This window comes from uncultured Desulfosarcina sp., assembly GCF_963664155.2.
GTDB lineage: Bacteria > Desulfobacterota > Desulfobacteria > Desulfobacterales > Desulfosarcinaceae > Desulfosarcina.
On sequence record NZ_CAXXXH010000002.1, the window covers coordinates 974,483 to 995,142 of the forward strand.

General features: G+C 50.4%; 19 protein-coding genes. 13 read left to right on the forward strand and 6 right to left on the reverse strand.

All coding sequences use genetic code 11. The annotated features are described in order from the left end of the window. Positions 1 to 11 precede the first annotated feature (11 nt). The 4 genes from gmd to ACHZBS_RS28535 all read right to left on the reverse strand — a co-directional run bounded on the left by gmd (position 12) and on the right by ACHZBS_RS28535 (position 2,507). Positions 12 to 995 (reverse strand): GDP-mannose 4,6-dehydratase, encoded by a 984-nt coding sequence (gmd, locus tag ACHZBS_RS28520; protein ID WP_319409931.1) that lies wholly within the window; start codon positions 993 to 995, stop codon positions 12 to 14. Positions 996 to 1,021: 26 nt separating this feature from the next. Next, positions 1,022 to 1,291, reverse strand: coding sequence for a nucleotidyltransferase domain-containing protein (locus ACHZBS_RS28525; RefSeq protein WP_319410204.1), 270 nt, complete (start codon positions 1,289 to 1,291; stop codon positions 1,022 to 1,024). 55 nt (positions 1,292 to 1,346) lie between these two features. Next, complete coding sequence (locus ACHZBS_RS28530; RefSeq protein ID WP_319409932.1) at positions 1,347 to 1,925, reverse strand: winged helix-turn-helix transcriptional regulator; 579 nt, start codon at positions 1,923 to 1,925, stop codon at positions 1,347 to 1,349. Between the two features lie 303 nt (positions 1,926 to 2,228). Beyond that, positions 2,229 to 2,507: a helix-hairpin-helix domain-containing protein gene (locus ACHZBS_RS28535; RefSeq protein ID WP_319409933.1), complete on the reverse strand. Its 279-nt coding sequence runs from the start codon at positions 2,505 to 2,507 to the stop codon at positions 2,229 to 2,231. A gap of 643 nt (positions 2,508 to 3,150) precedes the next feature. On the opposite strand from ACHZBS_RS28535, the gene ACHZBS_RS28540 reads away from it, so the two are divergent. Both ACHZBS_RS28540 and ACHZBS_RS28545 read left to right on the forward strand, forming a co-directional pair. Further along, a complete protein-coding gene (locus tag ACHZBS_RS28540; RefSeq protein WP_319409934.1) occupies positions 3,151 to 4,503 on the forward strand; it encodes a sigma-54 dependent transcriptional regulator in 1,353 nt (450 codons plus the stop codon). A 26-nt stretch (positions 4,504 to 4,529) separates the two neighbouring features. Then, positions 4,530 to 4,979 carry a response regulator gene (locus ACHZBS_RS28545; RefSeq protein WP_319409935.1) on the forward strand — a complete coding sequence of 150 codons (450 nt, stop codon included), beginning with the start codon at positions 4,530 to 4,532 and terminating at the stop codon, positions 4,977 to 4,979. A gap of 44 nt (positions 4,980 to 5,023) precedes the next feature. On the opposite strand, the gene ACHZBS_RS28550 is transcribed toward ACHZBS_RS28545, so the two are convergent. Next, on the reverse strand, positions 5,024 to 5,485 hold the full coding sequence (locus ACHZBS_RS28550) for a hypothetical protein (protein WP_319409936.1): 462 nt from the start codon (positions 5,483 to 5,485) through the stop codon (positions 5,024 to 5,026). Between the two features lie 647 nt (positions 5,486 to 6,132). Between ACHZBS_RS28550 and ACHZBS_RS28555 the strand changes: the two genes are divergently transcribed. The 5 genes from ACHZBS_RS28555 to ACHZBS_RS28575 all read left to right on the forward strand — a co-directional run bounded on the left by ACHZBS_RS28555 (position 6,133) and on the right by ACHZBS_RS28575 (position 10,810). Continuing rightward, positions 6,133 to 6,486, forward strand: coding sequence for a flagellar basal body rod C-terminal domain-containing protein (locus ACHZBS_RS28555; protein WP_319409937.1), 354 nt, complete (start codon positions 6,133 to 6,135; stop codon positions 6,484 to 6,486). Between the two features lie 191 nt (positions 6,487 to 6,677). Next, positions 6,678 to 8,243, forward strand: a complete 1,566-nt coding sequence (locus ACHZBS_RS28560; protein WP_319410205.1) for a putative glycoside hydrolase — start codon at positions 6,678 to 6,680, stop codon at positions 8,241 to 8,243. 84 nt (positions 8,244 to 8,327) lie between these two features. Beyond that, positions 8,328 to 8,729, forward strand: a complete 402-nt coding sequence (locus tag ACHZBS_RS28565) for a MerR family transcriptional regulator (protein ID WP_319409938.1) — start codon at positions 8,328 to 8,330, stop codon at positions 8,727 to 8,729. After that, a complete protein-coding gene (locus ACHZBS_RS28570) occupies positions 8,722 to 9,966 on the forward strand; it encodes an acyl-CoA dehydrogenase family protein (protein ID WP_319409939.1) in 1,245 nt (414 codons plus the stop codon). Before ACHZBS_RS28565 ends, ACHZBS_RS28570 begins: the two co-directional genes overlap by 8 nt. 34 nt (positions 9,967 to 10,000) lie before the next feature. Beyond that, entirely contained in the window at positions 10,001 to 10,810 is an 810-nt protein-coding gene (locus ACHZBS_RS28575) for an MBL fold metallo-hydrolase (RefSeq protein WP_319409940.1), read from the forward strand. On the opposite strand, the gene djlA is transcribed toward ACHZBS_RS28575, so the two are convergent. Next, positions 10,803 to 11,558 (reverse strand): co-chaperone DjlA, encoded by a 756-nt coding sequence (gene djlA, locus ACHZBS_RS28580; RefSeq protein WP_319409941.1) that lies wholly within the window; start codon positions 11,556 to 11,558, stop codon positions 10,803 to 10,805. The genes ACHZBS_RS28575 and djlA overlap by 8 nt on opposite strands. Before the next feature lie 249 nt (positions 11,559 to 11,807). Here djlA and ACHZBS_RS28585 point away from each other — a divergent pair, with 249 nt between their 5' ends. The 6 genes from ACHZBS_RS28585 (at position 11,808) to ACHZBS_RS28610 (ending at position 20,647) form a co-directional block, all read left to right on the forward strand. After that, positions 11,808 to 12,563 (forward strand): hypothetical protein, encoded by a 756-nt coding sequence (locus tag ACHZBS_RS28585; protein ID WP_319409942.1) that lies wholly within the window; start codon positions 11,808 to 11,810, stop codon positions 12,561 to 12,563. Positions 12,564 to 12,619: 56 nt separating this feature from the next. Then, complete coding sequence (locus ACHZBS_RS28590; protein ID WP_319409943.1) at positions 12,620 to 13,360, forward strand: hypothetical protein; 741 nt, start codon at positions 12,620 to 12,622, stop codon at positions 13,358 to 13,360. Positions 13,361 to 13,538: 178 nt separating this feature from the next. Then, positions 13,539 to 14,681 (forward strand): SPFH domain-containing protein, encoded by a 1,143-nt coding sequence (locus ACHZBS_RS28595; RefSeq protein ID WP_319409944.1) that lies wholly within the window; start codon positions 13,539 to 13,541, stop codon positions 14,679 to 14,681. Continuing rightward, positions 14,614 to 15,906 (forward strand): hypothetical protein, encoded by a 1,293-nt coding sequence (locus tag ACHZBS_RS28600; protein WP_319409945.1) that lies wholly within the window; start codon positions 14,614 to 14,616, stop codon positions 15,904 to 15,906. Before ACHZBS_RS28595 ends, ACHZBS_RS28600 begins: the two co-directional genes overlap by 68 nt. 375 nt (positions 15,907 to 16,281) lie before the next feature. Continuing rightward, the gene (locus ACHZBS_RS28605) at positions 16,282 to 17,244 is read left to right on the forward strand and encodes an SPFH domain-containing protein (RefSeq protein WP_319409946.1); all 963 of its coding nucleotides are present in this window, start codon (positions 16,282 to 16,284) and stop codon (positions 17,242 to 17,244) included. After that, the gene (locus tag ACHZBS_RS28610; RefSeq protein WP_319409947.1) at positions 17,225 to 20,647 is read left to right on the forward strand and encodes an AAA family ATPase; all 3,423 of its coding nucleotides are present in this window, start codon (positions 17,225 to 17,227) and stop codon (positions 20,645 to 20,647) included. The genes ACHZBS_RS28605 and ACHZBS_RS28610 overlap by 20 nt, the downstream gene beginning before the upstream one ends. Positions 20,648 to 20,660 lie beyond the last annotated feature (13 nt).

Here is a 20,660-nt window from a genome sequence, read left to right on the forward strand (position 1 = left end):
CTTTTTATCTTTTAAAAAGCTCTCGGCTCATAGCTTATTCTACCCCTCAGGCTGTCCAGCCGATGGGGTCCACCTCCAGTGGGTCTGAAATAGGTTGGATCAACAGAGACAATTTTTTTCCCGTTGGCTCGGTTAATCCCTTTTTCGTCGATCCCCTCCCCTTCCCATTCAATGGAAATCCCCAGTTCCTTGCTTGTCAGCTCGATAAATTCTTTCACTGAATGCTGCTCACCGGTGGCGATAACGAAATCATCGGGGATTTCCTGCTGGAGCATGAGCCATTGCATTTTTACATAATCCCGGGCATGTCCCCAGTCGCGAAGGGCATTCAGGTTTCCGATATACAGACAGTCCTGCAACCCCAGATAAATTCGGGAGAGTGCCCGTGTGATTTTCCGGGTTACGAAGGTTTCTCCCCGGATGGGGGACTCGTGGTTAAACAGGATGCCATTGCAGGCATAGATTCCGTAGGCCTCACGATAGTTCACCGTGATCCAATAGGCATAAAGCTTGGCACATGCGTAAGGTGATCGGGGGTAAAATGGCGTTTTTTCGGTCTGGGGGGTTTCCTGGACCTTGCCATATAATTCCGACGTGGATGCCTGGTAGAATCTGGTTTTTTTCTCGAGTCCCAACAGCCGGATTCCTTCGAGCAGACGCATCGCGCCGAGGGCATCCACATCCGCCGTATACTCTGGCGTCTCGAAGGACACTTGAACGTGACTTTGGGCAGCCAAATTGTATACCTCATCCGGTTGGATCTGCTGCAACACACGGATAAGATTCGTGGCATCCGTGAGATCCCCGTAGTGCAGGATCATCTTTCGTCCTAGTTTATGCGGATCTTCGTAGAGATGATCGATTCGGTCCGTGTTGAACAAAGAGGCCCGGCGCTTGATGCCGTGGACCTCATATCCCTTTTCGAGCAGCAGTTCTGCCAGATAGGCACCATCCTGCCCGGTAATTCCTGTAATCAGTGCGGTTTTCTGTTTCATGGGGAATCCTGATTTACGGGCGATCATCAGCCTGTCATTTTCTTTGAATGAAAAACCTTCCCAACCCTTTGAATATGATCGATCAGATTCGGTTGCTTGATATGATGGTAAAGTGACAGATCAAATGTAAATGGGAGCAGCAGATCATCCAGTTCAAGACTGATTTTGTTTAGAAGAGATAGACTCAACCCTTTTCCCTTTAGCGTAAGATCAATATCAGACCCGGGTTTAAAATTGCCTTTTGCCCGGGACCCATACAACATGACCGCTTCAATTTTATCATGTTGCTCAAATATTTCGAGAGTCTATTCGATGGTATCTTTTTTAAACCCGCATTGCATCGTTCAAGTGTTAAAAAAAACGTATCTTATCCGGCGGTACGCCAATTCCTTTAATTTTATTTAGAACCGCTTCATGGTTATCGACGGCTGTGATCAAAAGGGCATCAAAGTCTGTTTTTTTTAAACGGGAAACCGCCTTCACGACGAAATTGGCGTAAATCTCCCCTTCCTTCGCCGGATCGACGATGTCTATCAACCGTATATCGGTCCCGGCCATTGAAATCAGCGCAATGTCAGCAAGTTCACCGACACCATAGAAAACAACCCGATTCGCGCCTTCGTTAACCAACTCTGCGTAGAGGTTTTCCAATCTGTTTTGGGCCGCCTTGAAATAGTGGTATGAACTTGAAATGTATTCATACGTTAGGCGCGTTTTTTCCATTGCACCCGCAGGCGTCAGTATGTATTTAACCCGGTTTTTGGGTATGGTCGTTACCTTGCAGTATCCTTTTTTAACCAGGCGCCTGATAAATGAATTCACCAAACCCAGGGATATCTGCAGGACATCCGACAATTCACGCTGGGAGGTCGGCTTATCCGCAGCGATTGCTTCCAAAAGCTGCAATGTTTTCAGGCTCTTCGATTCCATTATATGCTGATAGCGAATAGCTCCGCCGTGTGGATTACATCTACCTATGTGCCTCTGTGGGGGGAGGATAATACGAAATGCAACAGGCAAGGTCGTTGACGCGTTCATCTATTGAACATAAAAGTCGGCGGGAGTCAATCGTAAAGATACAATTTAAAAAGGGACGGTTGGAAAGAATGCTTTGCCGCAGATTGGCCTGCTTGCCCTGACATTGCGGAAAGGCAAGCAGGCCTGACTGCATCCTATGATTCAACAATCCTAATCCGAGGTTATAAGTCTAACAGAAATATTGCCAGTGATAGCTCAGATAACAATCCGGTCTTTGTTCGCCTCCCATGTTTTTTTGCCGATACCCTTGACGTTCATGATCTCTTCAGGCGCTTTGAAGGGACCGTTGTTTTCACGGTATTCAACAATTCGTTGCGCATAATTGGCACCCACCCGGTCAAGTTGCATCAACTGTTCGACTGAAGCCGTATTGATGTTGACCTTGTCCATTGCGCTCACACAGCAGGTTCCCGTTAAAATAACGGCAATCGTAACCAGAACGGCCACATAAACATTTTTCCTGACACGGTTCATACACCCTCCTAATCCAAAAGGTTCTGACGGGCCCCTCCCACAATGGTATTTACGTTAAATCTCTGCGTATTGCTCAGAATTCTATCCTCGGGGTAACAACTCCATGCCCATGGTAAAATTTTCTGATAGTCTTGATCGTTAACGAAAACCATCGCTATGGGACGGACTTTTGTTGTTTTTGCCATGCCAGTCATGGCAAAAAATCAATTGAAACATCCTCATTCATTCGCCAGCGCTACGGTCCCAAAATCGGGAGCGATGCCTGATTTCACCAAACGATGGGTAGGGATTATCGCTTGCGTGGTTCAACAGGCTGTTGAAGACGAACGATGGGTGGTTGCGTAAGGAAGTCAGTTCAGGTCAGAAATTGGAATTCAGCTCAGGTCGATGCCAATCCAGTTTGCAAACAGTCAAAAACTGGATAAAAGTTTTTGCACGTTCAATACCAGGCAGAAAAAATATTTTTTTACCTATTCTTTTGGCTCCTTGACTTTCTTTCGATGTTCATGACATATATTAAATACTAATTTTATCTTTTAATAATAGAAAGTTGTAGGTAATTATAGTTTGGCGGAATATTTCTCGTCCGCCAAATGAATCTTCCGGGGCTGTCTACAAATTTGAACACTCACTGACAAATTTTATGAAAAATTATAAAATTCTCTTCGTCGACGATGATCAACAGATCCTTTCCATTGTTGAACAATTTTTAAGTCGCTGCGGATTCAATATTACCACTGAGTCAAGCGGGCAAAAGGCAATCGAGATGGTTCGTGAAAATTATTTCAGTGTTGTGTTTACTGACCTGAATATGCCTGAAATCAGTGGAATGGAATTGCTGAAACAGATCAAAACAATTTCTTCTGAAACGGAAGTCATTATTGTTTCCGGCTTTGGCACCATCGAAACAGCTATCGAAGCAATGAAATTGGGTAGCTACGATTTTCTTCAAAAGCCGATTAATTTTAACCGTTTTAAAATCCTGATCGATCGAATAATCGAAAAACAAAAGCTGAAGGAAGAGAATCAACTGATTCGTAACCGACTGAAAGAACGATACAAGTATGATGAACTGGTGGGCATGTCCCCTAAGATGCAAAACATATATGCAATCATCGATAAAATCAGCTTCGGCAGCCCGACGGTGCTGATCGAGGGTGAAAGTGGCACCGGGAAAGAACTGACGGCCAATGTCATCCACAACAACAGTGACCGTACAGAAGGCCCTTTTATTCCCATTAACTGCGGTGCTATCGCGGAAACCCTTCTGGAAAGCGAACTTTTCGGACATGTAAGAGGTGCATTTACCGGCGCATCCAAAGACTCCATCGGCCTATTCAAGGCCGCTGACGGAGGTACCATCTTCCTGGACGAAATTGGGGAGGTCTCGACCGCGGTGCAAGTCAGTCTACTGCGGGTGTTGCAGGAAAAAAAGGTCCGCCCCGTTGGAGACACGCGGGAAACGGAAGTCAATGTTCGCGTGATTGCCGCCACCAACAAGAAGTTGGATGAAGCGATAAAAAATAAAACCTTCAGAGAGGATCTTTATTACCGGCTCAATGTCATTTCCATTACGATGCCGCCCTTACGGGAAATCCGGGAGGATATCCCTTTGCTGATCAGCCACCTGATCAAGAAACACAAACGTCCAGGCGCTGCAACCGGTCCGGAGGTTAGTCCGGCAGCAATGGCTTTGTTGATGGGGTATCGCTGGCCGGGAAATGTCCGGCAACTCGAAAATGTTATTGAAAGGGCTTTTGCTCTGGGTGTTAAGAATGTGCTTGACGTAAATGATCTGCCCAATGAAATCGCTCAGCAATCAAACAAATGGATGCCTGCAGATGTGAATTGCAATCTGAAAGCGATCGAGGAAAAAACCATCCGGCAGGCGCTTCAAAAAGCAAAGGGAAATAAGGCTGAAGCGGCTAAACTGCTCGGCATCAATACAACCACCGTCTACCGAAAGATGGCCAAATATAATATTCAGGATGCATGACTTCTTCTAACGGAGGTAAACTAAAAATGCCGGAAGGATTGGATGTAATCGTAGTTGATGACGACCCGGATGTATGCGAACTGGTTTCAACGATCATCAAGCGTTTTTATACGTGGGGGAAAGTACGGTCATTCACGGACTCTGAAGAGGCCACGAACTATTGCCTCGGCAGGGATATCGGAGTAGCCATTTTTGTGGTGGATGTTTTCCTGGGCGGAGCCAGCGGTTTTTATTTCCTCGACGCCATTAATAAAAAATTCCCCACTGCCCATGCGGACGCCATTATTATTACCGGAAACGCCAGCGACGACATCGTGAACATGTGTGTAGCCTCCGATGTCAATCATCTGCTGGAAAAGCCCGTCAAACCGTATGCGCTGCAACTGGCCGTTCGTGCTATTGCCGAGAAATACTTGAAATTTGCCAAAAGGCTGTTTAAGGACCCGGAGTTCGCAAAAAGTATTGCCGACTTTTGACCGCCTGACTTTAAATGCGCTCGATGGCGCCAAGATGATGCACCTCAATCATTATAATAACCGCTATTGAATTTGGTGATCTCCATCGATGCGAGCGTCAACGATTGGTTGACTATTGTTTTCAAACTTTCCTGCCCCTCCACGGCGCTCGATGTGGCGCCGAGCGATTCACTTTGGAATGTCATCTCCTCAACCAGTGGTTGGATGTCTTTTAAAGTGGCGCCGCTGTCGATCAACTTTTGCTGATAGACCCCCATCGTATCGATCAATTGCTGGACCCGGTCCACGACCACGTTCGTTGACGGCAATGATTCCGTCGCAAATTGGCCCGGACGAATTTGCGACATAAAAGGTGTCGATTCCATTTTGACACCCTTGTCTTCCGTCGAATCAACCGCCTGTTTAAAAATCGCATCAAATTCGCCTTTTTGCAGGTGCGAACGATTTTCGGTTTTTTTTTGCTCAGTGATATTGAGAATCGATTTTTCGGGGTCAATAGTTACCATGTGGCTCTCCTGATCCATACATTTTGGCATTCATCTCGTCAAACCCCCTGGCGGTTCCTCGACGTGCCCATGCACGCCTGGGCCGTTTCTTCTTTTCCGCTCAGGTGCCATTTCGAATGCAGCAGCAATTGGACAACTCACCGCCGGTGAACGGCATCATGGTTTAAAGCAATGATCATGCAAAGTGTGAAAAAAACATGTCGCCGAATCGATTTAGCTTGCATTCAATGCGTACACAAATGTTTACGACCATGTGCGCTTTAATTAAATGCCACGGCGTTTATATTCTAACTGACAGCAATAACTAATTTATTTTTATGAATCCCTCGACAACTCAATCCTGCTTTACCACCGATCTCTGATCGTTGCCAAACTGACAACCAGCCATAAACGATAAGCCCATCATGGGTTGTGGATCGACCATGCCAGCCCTTTCATCTCGCTATCCGGCAACTATTAACACGTTTATCGGCAGTTTTTGCCATCGAATGCCAACACGTGCCCTTCTTTGTCAATGCCTCCGCATTCCATTGCTAAAACATGTGTTACCGATTGTTTTCTTTACGAATAATAAATAGTCTACACGGCACGATATTTGCTAGTTTAGATCGTCAACTTTATTAATGGAATCGCCATAAGGGGCAAACATGATTTCACCACTTGATTCAGGTATGGCGGCAATCTCGGCATTTTCTGTAAAGATGAATGTCACCGCCAACAACATCGCCAATGTGAACTCTGACGGCTTCAAAAAAAGTCGCACCACACTCAAGGAAGGACAATTTGGTGGTGTCGAACCGAAGGTTGATCAGGTCAATACCCCCGGTATCACCAAGCTTGTTTCTGAAAATGGGGAAGATCGCCAAGTTGAAGCATCGAATGTCGATATCGCCGAAGAAGTCACCGACTCGGTTGCGACGGAAGCGGGATACAAGGCCAATCTCAAAACCATTCAGGCATATGACGAAATGATAGGTAGCCTGCTCAATACCATTGGATAGAAGGCGATGCAAAATTTTCGTTCCCCGACTTCATGAAATCATAAACATGCCGATACTCAGATTATGCGAACCCGGCATGACAACAGAATACCGCAACCCGTTTCACCTTCTGGGAACCATAGGGCTGAGAAAGGATAATTGGACATTTGAATCGAAACACCCGCTCACACCGAACATCAATAGTGGCCGCTGTGGTTTTCTTTTTGGTCTCAACTGCATTCAGCGGTTTATCACTAGCGGAGTCAAGCAAAGACTGCTTTAACGCAGTATACATCCCACCGCACAAAATTACTCAACGAACGTTTGATGAAATCGTCCACTACGCCACATTAACCCCGGTCAATGCAGTCGTGTTGCACGTTAAAAGCCCCAAAGGGAGATTGCTCTGGCCTTCTGAGAATACCATCGCCGTTCAATTGGGCGTCGGGGCCAATCATTCAGGATTGGAAAAACATGTGGCCCGACTGAAAAAAGACAACATACGCACCATTGCCAAACTGGATGTTTTTGCCGATCATCAACTGGCTGGGGCAATGCCAGACCTCAGCGTCATAGATAGTTCTTCCGGTACGCCATGGACAGATGCCAACGACCTTCACTGGGCCAATCCCAGTGACAGTCGGGTTTGGGACTACAACATTGCCCTGTCCAAAGAACTGGCCCGCATGGGATTCGATGAGATCCAGTTTGACTACGTCCGCTTTCCCAGTGACGGCGACCTGTCGATCATCAGCTACCCAAACACGCTGCCCGGTTTTTCCAAATCGGACTGCATCGAGTCGTTTCTCAAGAAGGCGCATGATGAATTAAAACCCTTGGGAGTGGCTATCTCTGCAGACGTTTTCGGTTTGACTGCCTGGAAAACCGATGACTTTGGTGTCGGACAGGTCCTGGAAAAAATGGCTCCCCATCTGGACGTCATCTGCCCCATGTTTTACCCGTCTCATTTCCCATCCGGCTTTCTGGGCAAACAATCGCCGGGAGAATTCCCGGAAATGATCATGGAAGCCAGCATGCGCAGTATGATGAACCGCACGGACAAACCGGTACGTCCATGGATCCAGGGTTTCTGGTATCGACCGCAACAAATCGTGGCCCAGATCGATGGCATCGAGAATGCTTCGGGCAACAGCTGGTCGATCTGGAGCCCTACCGGACGCTACGGGTTATCTTACCAGGCCATGGCTGATCGATCCGGCGTATGTTTGTCCAAACCAAAATTCTATCCTGGGGTGACGGATCTGGTATCGGAAAACGATCGATCAATACGCGGGCACAGCGCAGTCGTCAACTACACCAACTTTAAAATGGGTTTTTCCATTCTCTCCCTCGAAGCATCGGAAAACGGAAAGCGTTCGCGCTATTCCTCTCCGGCCGCCATACTGGCGACCCTCGAAGAAGGCATCATGGATAGCATTTTGAAAAAAAGAGCGATCCCTTTTAACCCGGATGCCGAGCCTTACACGAAACGCAAGCTGCTTAGCGATCTGCTCTGCAGCGATTTAGGAAAAGATGCACGCCGGATGCGACCCGGACCCATTTATATTGATTGGAGCCAGGATTGCACGTTTTCAGCCAAGGGGATCCCCCAAGCCCGGCTGGACAAGTATACACAGGAATTGCAGGGGGCCACTGAAAAGGAACCCGCCACTGTTTCATCGCCAGAGGCGATCAACATCGCATCCATCTCCGAAAATATTTTCGGTGTTTCGTCCAATCCGGTCATCAATCCTACGATTTCAATCCTTTCCCGATAACCTTAAATCCGCTTGACCGGCGGGCGTTTCTTATTGTAATAGTTTCCCTTAACGTTAAGGTTAAACTATTCTCAATTCGGGAAAATGAAAAAAACGACCTATTCCATATCGGACCTCTCCGCCGAATTTGGTATTACCAGCCGATCTATCCGTTTCTACGAAGAAAAAAAATTGATTCAACCCGATCGTACGGCCGGCAATCAGCGCAGGTACACCAAACAGGACCGCATACGGTTAAAGCTCATTCTCCGGGGAAAGCGTTTTGGCTACTCTCTCGACGAAATCGCAAAAATGATCGGTCTGGCTGATGTGGACATCAACGAAATTGATCAAATACGACGTGCGTTGCGCTACGGTGATAAAAAGCTGGGTGAAATAAAGCTACGAATGGAAGAACTCAAAGCCATGGAGCAGGACATGACTGCAGTCCGCCAAAAACTGATTGGCCGGCTTGAAACACTTGAAAGGGAGAAAGACGATGTTTGATCATCTTTTGTCCGACAAGGCAAAGGCCTTTCGTGAAGAGGTCAGAGATCTGGTGAAGTGGGTCCCCAGGCAGATGATTCTGGACATGGATCAGGACCGCATTCAATTCCCCAAAGCGTTTTTAAAAGAAGCCGGCAGGCGAAACCTCATGGGATGCCGATATCCCCGGAAGTGGGGCGGCCGGGAAATGGACTGGGTGACCACGGCGATGGCCATGGAAGAAGTAGGCACGCTGGGATATATTTTTGCCTGTATATTCGGTGTCGGCGCTGAATTGGTGTGCGACGCCATTATCCGACATGGCAGCGACGATCTTAAGGAAAAATACGTTAAACCGCTGCTCAAAGGAGAAATTTTTGCCGCTGAATGTCTCACCGAGCCACGGGGCGGGTCCGATTTTTTTGGCACCACCACCACGGCTGTGGAAGATGGGGATCATTTTATCATCAATGGGCAAAAACGCTTTATCGTTGGGGCGGAAGGTGCCGATTTCTTTTTGGTTTACGCCAAAACGGCGCCCGATGCCAAACCCCATGAGGCACTCACCTGTTTTATCGTCGACCGCGGTGCAGGGGTGGAAACCAAGTATTTGTATGGGCTCATGGGCTGCCGCGGGGGCGGCGCGGGCCGGATCGTGTTCAAGGATGTGCGGGTTTCAAGAACCAATGTGGTAGGAGACATCAACGGCGCCTATGCGGTCTTCAACACCATGATGATCCCCGAAAGATTGGGAACGGCCGCCATGACCATCGGCGCAGCCAGGCCTGCTCTGGAAGTCGCTACCAGCTATTCCAGCCGAAGAAAAGCCTTTGGCGCACCCATCAACACCTTTCAAGGCGTCGGTTTTCAAGTGGCCGAAGCCGCCATGCTGTTGGATGCCTCATGCGCAATGGTTTACGCTACCTGTACGGCTGTTGACCATGGCGAATCTCCCGGGACGATCCGGCGGATGGTCTCCCAGACCAAAAAGTTTGTCACGGAATCGTGCCAGCGGGTGGCTCACAACGCCATGCAGGTCATGGGCGGCATTGGTTACACCAATGTTTTTTCCGTGGAACGCATCGTCCGCGATCTGCGGCTGGCTTCCATCTGGACCGGCACCAATGAAGTGATGTCCATGATCATCGCCAATGAATGGTATCGGAGCCATTCCAGGCGAAAGGTGGACGCACAGACCCGAAACTGGGAACTGGATGCGGCCCAAGCGAATGCTGTGGATGAAAAGATTTATGAATAGTAGTGGCGGTTATACCTGTGATCAAGCGACTGAAATGAGAATTGTAAAAAAACACCGGTTCAATGCCCAGGTGACGGCACTGGAATTGGGATACGGCATAATCGGCCGCCCGTTGATGAATGTCTACTGCTATCTAATCGGTGGCACCCTCATCGATTGCGGTCAGGCCAGGATGGCCGAGGAAATGAAATCTTTCGCCTCCGCCCATCGTATAAATCAACTCCTGCTGACCCACCATCATGAAGATCATAGCGGCAACGCGGCCATGATTGCCAAGGTATGCAGCGCCGCAGTTATGGGGCATCCTGTCACTGTTCATAAAATGACCCACATCCGACCCATTTTACCCTATCAACATCTCGTGTGGGGGCAATCCCGGGAGGTCTCCGTCTCCCCGTTGCCCGCGCTTGTGGCCTCCGATGGGTTTTGCTTTTTACCGATCCATACCCCGGGGCACAGCAAGGATCATACGGTATATCTGGAAATGCAAAATGGCTGGCTTTTTTCCGGTGACCTCTATCTGGGAGAACGGATCAAGTTTTTCCGATCCGACGAAAAAATCGATCAGCAGATCCAATCGCTTAAAACCATGCTGCAATACGATTTTGAAGCGCTCTTTTGTGGCCATAACCCCATATTGAAAAACGGTCGAGATCGGCTGCGTCGCAAACTGGCCTATCTGGAAGAGATCGCCGGCCAGGTTCGCTTTTTGTTGGCCCGTGGGTTGCCGGAAAGAGAAATTATCCGGCGATTGGATCGACGGCAGGACCGCTTTGTCAAACTCGTTACCCTGGGCAATGCCAGTTTCGCCAACATGGTTCGATCGGCTATCCAGGCTACTTGATACCCCGGGCGGCTTTGACCTGCTCCCACGCGTCCTGAATTTCACGAAATTTATCCTGGGCAAAGCGGGTGAATTCGTCGGGCAGTCCTTTTGCGGCGATTTTGTCCGGATGATATTCCTGTACCCGCTGGCGATAGCAGCGTTTTACCTGGTCGTCAGGATCGTCCGGGCTGCAACCCAGCACCGCATAGGCTTTATCCGCCGTTCGGACATACTGAGACTTCAATTGCTCGTACCGGCCGGTACTGAAATGAAATGTGTTTACGGCGGAAAAGATCAGTGATTCTTCCCCCTGGGTCAAGTTACCGTCAGAAACGGCTACCCGCAACAGGATATCGATCATGAGTTCCAGCATTTGGGGCTGCTGGTGGAACTGGTTGTAGAACTGGCGGGAAAAATCGGCAAAGGTCCCCGGGGCGTTCAAAGCCGTTCGGAAAATATTTACGGCTGCATTCCGGCTCTCCGCGTTCAGCCTCAGATCCTTCTCCATGAAACTCTCGATGGAATCGATCTCTTCCTGGGTCACCCGCCCGTCCGCCTGGGCCAGCTTGGCCAGCATGGAAAAGGCCGCCACAAAAAATGTCAACTGATGCTGCTCGATCGTTGACAACCGCTGACGATTACCGGCCGTATCAAGCTCGGATCCCGTATCAAAGGCATGTCCGAAGGCCGCCCCGAAGATCGCTCCCAGCGGTCCGCCAAGTGCAAACCCGATGGTTCCGCCAACCAGTTTTCCCATCCATCCCATGGATAGATTCTCCTGTTTCAGTTCAATTTCAAGTGTCCAGTTACCCTCGAATCAAAGGCGTACTCCCCGTAACACAAAATACCAGGGTTGCCAACTGTCGGATGAGTTGCCTCAAAAGCAGTGGGATGGTCAGAAAGGGCTTGAATTATATTCACTTTCTTTGTATTATCAGTACTTCTTGACCCCTATGCATTTTTTCCACTACCATTCCACGAAAGGCTATCACGAATGTTATCATGGTGGACCAACATGGAATCCGTCGCTGCACTGAACGAATGGATGCTTATGGCGACGCTGGTTTTTGCAGTGCTGACGGGCATCATGGTCTTTTTGACTGTCGGAAAATCAAAAAACCTTGTCAGCGGGCTTTCAGAAGAACTCGAAACCTCTCGCAAACGAATCAAATCGCTTGAAAAAACGGCTGAAGAGATCCGCAGGGAGTTGCTTCAAACCCAGCAGCACCAGGATATCAATCAGCTCAAGCTAAAAACCAGCAAGTCGTCTGCCAAGGAGTTGACCCAGGCGCTGTTGGATGCCCGAAAGCGGATGGAAATCGCCGAAGCCGCCATTAAAGCCCATCAGGAGCAGGAGAAAAATAATGGTGGCCAGCTGGAAACCGCTGAATACCTTGATCTGGAACTTGAACCGGAAGGCGGTCTTTCAGAAAGCCAGCGGGAACAGCTGATCGACTTGCTCGATCCGGGACCAAAGGGGAATGTGGATATCTTCTGCGTTATGGATGATGAAACGTCCGAAATGACGGCCAGGCAGTTGGAAGAAATCCTGACTGCAGATGGCTGGAAAACTAACGGTGTGGCCCAAAGCGCTTTTTCCAACCCTCCGAAAGGTCTGGTGTTGGCTGTGAACAGCAAGGAGACGGCGCCTTCTTATGCTTCATTTTTGCAGCGTGTCTTTTCAACTATAGGTATAGAAGTTTCCGCTAAAATGGATAATAAATACAGGGAATGGTCTTTGACCATCATCGTGGGTACCATCGATGGCTGAACCGTCGCGCGCCCTAATCGACATGTTTATCAACTTAAATTTTCGGGAAAGCGCCAATGAATGATGCTATCGCCACCCAGGGAAAAAATTCCGGCCCCAGCACCCTGCTGCATACCTTTGCTCTGATATTTACCGCATTGACGCTGGTCTTTGCGTTGTTTTCATTGATCCTTATAAATCGACTCTCCACCCTTCAGACCCATTTCCTGACGGCGAAAGAAGATTCGATCACGTCGGATGCTGCCACGATCCAAGGCATGGAAGCCAAACTCAAAACGGCCATGGATAAACTTGAAACCGAGCAAAAAAACCTGAAAGAAGAAAAAGCAGCGGCCGAACGGGTCAGTCGACAGCTTGCCGGAGTCTTGAAAGATTTTGAAAAAGCCAAGGCAGATTTATCCACCGCCAACCGGACAATCTCTAAACTCAAATCAACGGTTCCGACTCAACTTCCGCAAACCGCTGCAACCCCCGAACCGGAAACACCACCGATAGTAGCGCCTTCCATGGGAACCGTCTTATCGCAGGACCCTCCGCCTCAATCTGTCCCGGAAAAAAACCAATCTTCCATGGCACTGCCGGTTCCAGTTCAACTACCAGCCACGACAGCACCGGAACCGTCGGCATCGCAGGCTCCGTCACTGCCTGCAAAGACTCCCGAAACACAGGCGGGTACCCCCCCACCGCATCCCACCGCTGCCCCGCTGCCTCCTGAAAGCACCCCACCGGCAGCGCAAGAGACCATCGCGGATTCACCGAAAGCACCTCCGCCCACAACTGCTCCACCCGGCGATTAATTCAAAGGCGCAATTGCTCCACCCCTGAGGCACAGGACGACAGGCGATCATCCATACCAATGGATGATCGCCGATTAAATAACGATCGCATTCGCTATTTACCACTTCCAATACTTACTTTTTTTCAATCGCAACCGATATTGAAACCATGGCAACTTTTTATAAGGAGAATAGACCAATGCAAGGTGACAATCGGGTTTTTCTGGAGAACCTGGAGTGGTTTGACGAAAGCGGCAAGGAACTGGTCCACCGACTGCCTGAAAAAGGATCGGGCGAGATTAAATGGGGGGCGCAGCTCACCGTCCGGGAGAGTCAGGCCGGCGTCTTTTTTTATAAAGGCAAAGCCGTAGAAGCCTTCGGGCCCGGCCGTCATACACTGAAAACCGGGAATATTCCCATTCTCACCAAAATCGCCAGTCTGCCCTGGGGAATGACCAGTCCATTGCGGGCCGAAATGTATTTCGTCAACATGAAAGTCTTCACCAATCTGAAATGGGGGACCCGCGATCCGGTTGCCTTTAAAGATACCGAACTGGGGCTGATCCGACTGAGGGCTTTTGGTGTCTTCAACCTGCGGGTGGTTCAGCCGGTGCTGTTCATCAACACCATGGTAGGCACCCAGGGCATGTTTACGACCGAAGCGATCGAGGAGTACCTGAACCGGGTCATCGTTTCCCGATTTAACGACTATATGGGTGAAACAATAGACTCCATCCTGAATCTGCCGGCTAAATACGATGAACTTTCAGTGGGGCTTTCCAAAAGACTTCATGAGGATTTCAGACACTTCGGACTGGGCCTGACCCATCTTTACATGAATGCCATCACCCCGCCGCCGGAAGTACAAAAGGCCATCGATGACCGCAGTCGCCTGGGAGTATTCGACGACATGAACAAGCTCATGCAGATGAAGTCAGCCATGGCCATGGAAAAGGCATCGGAAGCCGATGGAGATGGCAGTATGGGCATGGGTACCAGTCTGGGGTTGATGATGCCGGCCATGTTTGCGCAGTATTTCAATGCATCCGCCAAGAACCCGCAAACTGATGGACAGCCGCCCTCTGCGACGGAACCAGCCACCTGCCAGGAATGCCAATGCAGCATCCCGGTCACGGCCAAGTTCTGCCCCATGTGCGGTCACCAGCAGTTGGTTTTCATCCAGTGCGGGCATTGCGGGAAAAACCTGGCGCCGAACGCGAAATTCTGTTCCCGATGCGGTCATCCGGCTGAAGAAAAGCCTCAACCTGTCTATTGTGCAAAATGCGGCGCCGAAAATCTGGCCGGATCCAAATTCTGCAACCAGTGCGGAGAAAAATATTAATTTTACCATCGATCATCAATGCCCCCAGTGCGGGGCACCGGCAGAACTCAGCGAAACGGATCGGCTGTTTCAGTGCCCTTTCTGCAAGGTGACCTCCTATCTCGCGGAGCGCAACTATTTTCGTTATATGCTGCCCCACAATGCCCCCGAAAGCCAGGAGTTGGTGTATTTTCCCTACTGGCGGTTCAAAGGCATGCTTTTTTCCTGCTTGTCTTCGGGCATCCAGAACCGGTTTCTGGATGCCAGTCAGCAGGCCGTGCAATCGACACTTTTTCCCCCATCGGTCGGTCTTCGCAGTCAGGCCATGAAGCTGCGCTTTGTCAGCCCGGAGACCCAGGGGTGGTTCATCAAACCCACCCTTCCCTTTCGTCAAGTAATGGAAACGTTTCTCACCCGTTTCAACCTCAAAATGCCAGGACCGATTCTTCATCAAAGCCACATCGGTGAATCCTTGAGCCTCCTTTACGCCCCCTTTTATGTGGGCAAAAGGATAATGGATGCTGTGCTCAATCAGCCGGTATCCGGAGAACTGGACGAAACCTTTGAATTGAGTCGTTTCTCCGGCGGACCGGCGGACTGGCGCATCCGCTTCATCCCCACGCTTTGCCCGAACTGTGGTTGGGACATGCAGGGGCGTCGAGATGCCCTGGTGCTTCACTGCACCAATTGTGAATCCATGTGGCAGGCATCAAAAGAAGGGATGTCCCGGATCAACGTGGCCCATCTGTCGAATCCTGAAGATAAAAATATCATTTACCTGCCCTTCTGGCGTATCAGGGCCGAGGTGTCCGGCATTGATCTCAGCAGCTATGCCGACCTGGTAAAAGTGGCCAATCTGCCCAAGGTAGTCCAACCCGGATGGGACCGGATTCCTTGTCACTTCTGGAACCCGGCTTTCAAGGTCCGACCTCGAAGTTTTATGCGATTGACCCACCACATCACCCTCTCCCAGCCCCGGGATCATCTGGTTGCCAAGGTGCCCAAAGGAAGTATGCATCCGGTCAACCTGCCGGTATCCGAATCCGTCGAAACCCTGAAGCTGAACATTGCCGGCATCCTGCGACCCAAAAAAGCAGTGGAGGACCGTATTGCTGAAATTCAGGTTAAACCGAGTCGCTATCTGCTGGCCTATCTGCCCTTTGAAATCCGCCACCACGACCTGGTCCAGACCACATTCAATATCGCCGTCAATCGGAACCAGCTTGCCTTGGCTGGAAATCTGTAATTCTCATGCTGGCGATGCCACCAGGGATTAATGAACTGTTTTTCCCTTGAAAGCGCTCCTTTTTCATGTTTCAATGATCGTGGTCATCAAACAACCATCGTGCAACTTGTGGCCGGCATTTCTGAACAACCCGACCCATGGATAAGAAAGACCAAACCGATTTTCAGATGACGGGGCATCTTTTCTCCCTCACGGGCAACCTTTTCTAAATTGCTCCGGTCGTCACAAATCCTTTTTTTGCCACTTGTCGGGTCGCCCGCGTGCAAGACGGCTGGCGACGGCGATAACGATATCAAAAAAACGCCTGCCGTTCATGGCTTCATTGCTATCGCAAGGTCACCCGAAGGCGTTTTTTCTGCAACCAAAGGAGCAGATATGGCAACACCTTTACCCAATCAATTGCTGCAGCGATCCTTCGTCAAAACCGTCCTGCGCCGTCTGATTGCCCTGATCACGATTGTCGGGTTGATCTACGGTCTGGTCGCCGTCGTCTATGCCACCAAAACCATTTTTAAAGTCAAAATGAACTATGCGGTGGTATTGGAGCGATTCGGCGGGATCCGTCAGGCGGTTACGGATGTTGGCTGGCACGCCCGGCTGCCCTATTTCACCCGCATCGAACAGGAGGTGCCGCTGATGAATCAGACCCTCCAACTGGGCGGAACCCCGGCACCCATGAGAATCATTTCGAAGGGCAACGTGGCCCTGTGGACCTCCGGGGTGCTCACCTATCGGATCCGTGATCTGCACACGTGGGCCATCGAAAATCTGAGCCCTTTGGATCTGTTGCAAGGGGATTATGACGGCATCGTAAAGGATATATTGCAGGCCCAGGTGGTCGACCGGTTGATCAGCGACCGCGAATCCATTAAAGAAGCGATTTTCACTGCACTCAAATCACGCCCCATTAATATCGGGGGACCCACCATCGAAAAAAAATACGGGGTCGAAGTCGTCAGTTTCGTGCTCAAGGAGACCCGCTTCGGCGATAAACTGGTGGAGGCCTCCGAGGAAAAAAAGCGCCGGGAACTGATCGCCGAAGCCGACAATTATGCAGCGGACCAGGAGGCCAGCCGCATCCGCAAACTTTATGCAGCCTATCTGGGCGGCATCCAAAACCTGCAAAACGCACTGGGACGTGCGGATGGGTCTACCGATACCGCGCTGCTTGAGTTCCTCACCCAGCAAAAATGGGCCACCGCCTATGAGAAGCACCAGCTGGGACAGAACACCGTGGTCATTCAAAATACCCAGGGAAACACCCCGGCAATCGCCCTTCCCGCATTCAACGCCGCCAATCGGTCGGAGGGAGGCAAAGATGGCCAGACGGCTGACTAGAGAGATCACCTACATCCAACTGCCTGAAAGCCGGATTCGGGAGATCAAGGATCTTGTGGGTGCCTGGCCCCAGGAAACCAAAGCCTTCATGCGCGCGCGCCTCAATCAATATCGACCGCCCATGGGTCTGATCAACAACGTCCTGGAGACGATCCTCTCATTTTTTATGGATGCGCCTGAAAAACGTTTCAACGTTCTTAAGGACCCGGACATCCTCACGGACTGGCAAAAACGGTTTGAAATTTCAGGCCACACCAACCCTCAGGACGCCTGGAACAAAATACTGGAAAAGGAAGTGTCCGCCAAAGATTACCGATACCTGCTTTCTCTCCTGGACAAGGAACTGGTGGACGTACATATTCCCGTCGAACTGCACGATCTCTTTGAGAAAGTGTATCGTGCCCACCTGAGAAAAGAGTATATTTCGGACGCCAGCGTTCCCAAAGCGTCACTGCTCCTATTTGTAGGCCCATCCGGAAGCGGCAAGACCTCCACGGTATCCCATGCCATCGAGCGGATTATCTTCGGCAACGACGTGCTGCCGGAAGTGGATCTTCATCGAAAAAAAGAGGAAGTGCTCGCCGGTGAACCCTTTTGGAAAACCATTGAAGAGATCGATCCCACCCTGGCCATCGAAATGTCCCGACGAAAGAAAGTGAAGTTCTACAAAAGGCTTTCCAGGATCCCGTTGGTAAAACGAATCCTTAAAAAAAGGATCGGACAAAGCCTGTCAAAATTGCAGGAACAGGGTATCTGGGTTGACTATGCCATGGTCACTCCCAATGATTTTCAAACCGCCCTGGCCGGTGAACCCGGCAATTATTTCAAAAAAGCCCTGGGCGATCCGCGAAAAACATCCATCCGGCATATCGAAGAGGCCCACAGCGCTTTCGGAAAGGCTACCGGCCGCGACTCCGGCGTGACCCGTCAGCAGCGGACTTTGGTGGACACCTCCAATATTGTCCTGGACGAGATCATCAATGGAAAGCGGGACTGTCTGCTTATCGCAACCACGGATCAGCCCGAACGCTTCGATGCCGCCGTTTATCGTCGGTTTGTGGAAAAGGGCAGCATCATCAACATTTCCGACTACTGGACCAACCCGGAAAACCTGAAGGAAGTGGTTCGCCTGGAACTGCTGCGAAACGACATCCTGGTGTTGTCCGAACAGAACGAAAACGTCTGCAGATCCGTAAAATGCCTGCCCTCGGATGATGTGTCGGAAACCGTGGATCAGCTCTATTCTATTTTCAAAGAACGGACCCTGAAGATAATTCCCTCCTACGTGCGAAAGCTGATCCACTCCATCATCCAGATCAAGGGCGATTTTGTGTCCGCCTACCTGGATGACGCCATGCTGGTGAGAAAAGCCTTCGAGCTGGTAGCCCAGAATTCATATGGCGATCTCTATAAGAAGGTGGTCGGTCGCATGGATCGGAATGTCAAATGGGAAGCCTACGTGGGGAGTATCAAGGATGTGTTTTCGGAGATGACCAATAATTGCCTTTATTACAACGTCAGCGAAGAAAAAGGCGTGGTGCTCAATGGTCCTCCGGGAAGCGGCAAAACCTTCCTGGCGCGCACCTGGCTCAGCGAGAACACCGATGTCCACGATATCGCCACCAGCGCCAGCGCCCTGCAGGACCCGTCCAACCCCGTCGACGGCGCTGTGGACAACCTGGAAAAAGTCTACGACATCGCCAAAATGATCGCACCGGCGGTGGTTTTCTTCGACGAAGGGGATGCCCTGGCGCCCAAACGCAGCGGCACCGGGGGAAATCCGTCGGATAAACTGACCAATAAATTCTTAAATCTTATCGATGGTGAAACGCCGCTGCACAAGGTATTCACCGTGCTTACCACCAACCGGCTGGACATTCTGGACCCGGCGCTGATCCGATCCAAGCGCCTGAAGGTGCTGGAAATCAAAGGGCTGCTGAAAAAAGGAGATATCGTTCAGATTATCGATAATGCACTGGCGGGTATTCCCCTGTCTGCAGATTTTACAACCGACAGCATTGTGGAGGCGGCTAAGGGTGTCTGCAATACACCGGCGGATTATGCCGCCTTTGTCGAAAAGGCCAGATCGCTGAGAAATACGGAATTCGAAGTGATCCTGCGCCTTCGGCAGATCCGCCATGACACGGTCAAAAGCCGGGAAAACTTTATCAAATTCAACTTCAAGACCCTCATGGGCATCCTAGAAGCCTTAGATGATCAGAACCAGGTGAAAACAGCCGTTCGAGGCGCGCCTGATCGGTTTTTGGAACATTATGAAGCGGTTTTAAAAATTTTGGAACCGATTCGGCAACCGGACGATTATCCCATGGTGGAAAGTCACCTCAAGTCGGCCCGCCACGAGATATCGGAGAGCCCCACCAAAAAGGGCAAAGTGGTGCTTGATGAATTTCTGGAGGCGGAACTGAGCCAGGAACCCCAGGTGGGGTTCATCATCGGCGTGGGGGCCAACGATGTCACCGGGGTTCTCCTGCCCATCGCCACCAGCCTCACATACAGCATTTCGCAGGAAAAGGTGATGGTCACCGGGGCGGTGTCATCATCGTCCTCGGCCGGCGCCCAAATGGAAATGGCGGTGCAGATGACACAGCAGAGCGCTCACGAGGCGCTGACCATGGTCAAGAACTATCTTCAGGATATGGATCCCAAGTTCAGTGCCGCGCGTCTGTTAGGAGAATTCCTGGACAAGAATACCATCCACCACCAGCTGCTCTCTGCGTCGTACAGTGTGGGCGGGCCGTCGGCGGGATATGCCCTGGCGATCAATACCCTGTCGGCATTGATGCATATTCCTGTGTACCATGATTTCGGTATTACGGGTGCGCCATGGACCAAAGGAGTCAAGCGCGGGGAGGTGGGAGGTTCCGTTATCATCGGCGGTCAGCGCAAAAAAACGGAAAAGGTGCTCATGTACCTGCGGCGGATGTATATGCCCCTGAAAAACTACCTGGACCTGGAGCAGGATTTTTTAGTCAATTACTGGACCCAGGACAAGGATATTCTGGGGGTGACCCATTTCGGAGACCTGGTCCCGGAAGTGATCTGCCTGGATCCGGAATATGAGCAGGTGCTGCAGGATCTCATTTCCATCCGAATCCGGTACAAGCTGGACAAATACCAGGGGAAGCGGCCTGATGATGCGATTAAAGAGGAAATTCTACGGAAAAAGGAGATTCTTAGAACCCGGGCGGAAAAAGAGATCAAAAACCGGTTGATTGCCCTGCGCCGTTACCTGAGAAGCCCGGCAAAAGACCCTCATCTCTCGCTGGAGGAAATTTTCCGCCGGCGCGAATCCACCCTGACGCTGATGACCGACCCGCTGAAGCGGCTGATTCTGAAAGTTCAATCCCTCAAAAAGAAACCCGGAAATGGCTCACCATTGTAAACGGTTGATCGGA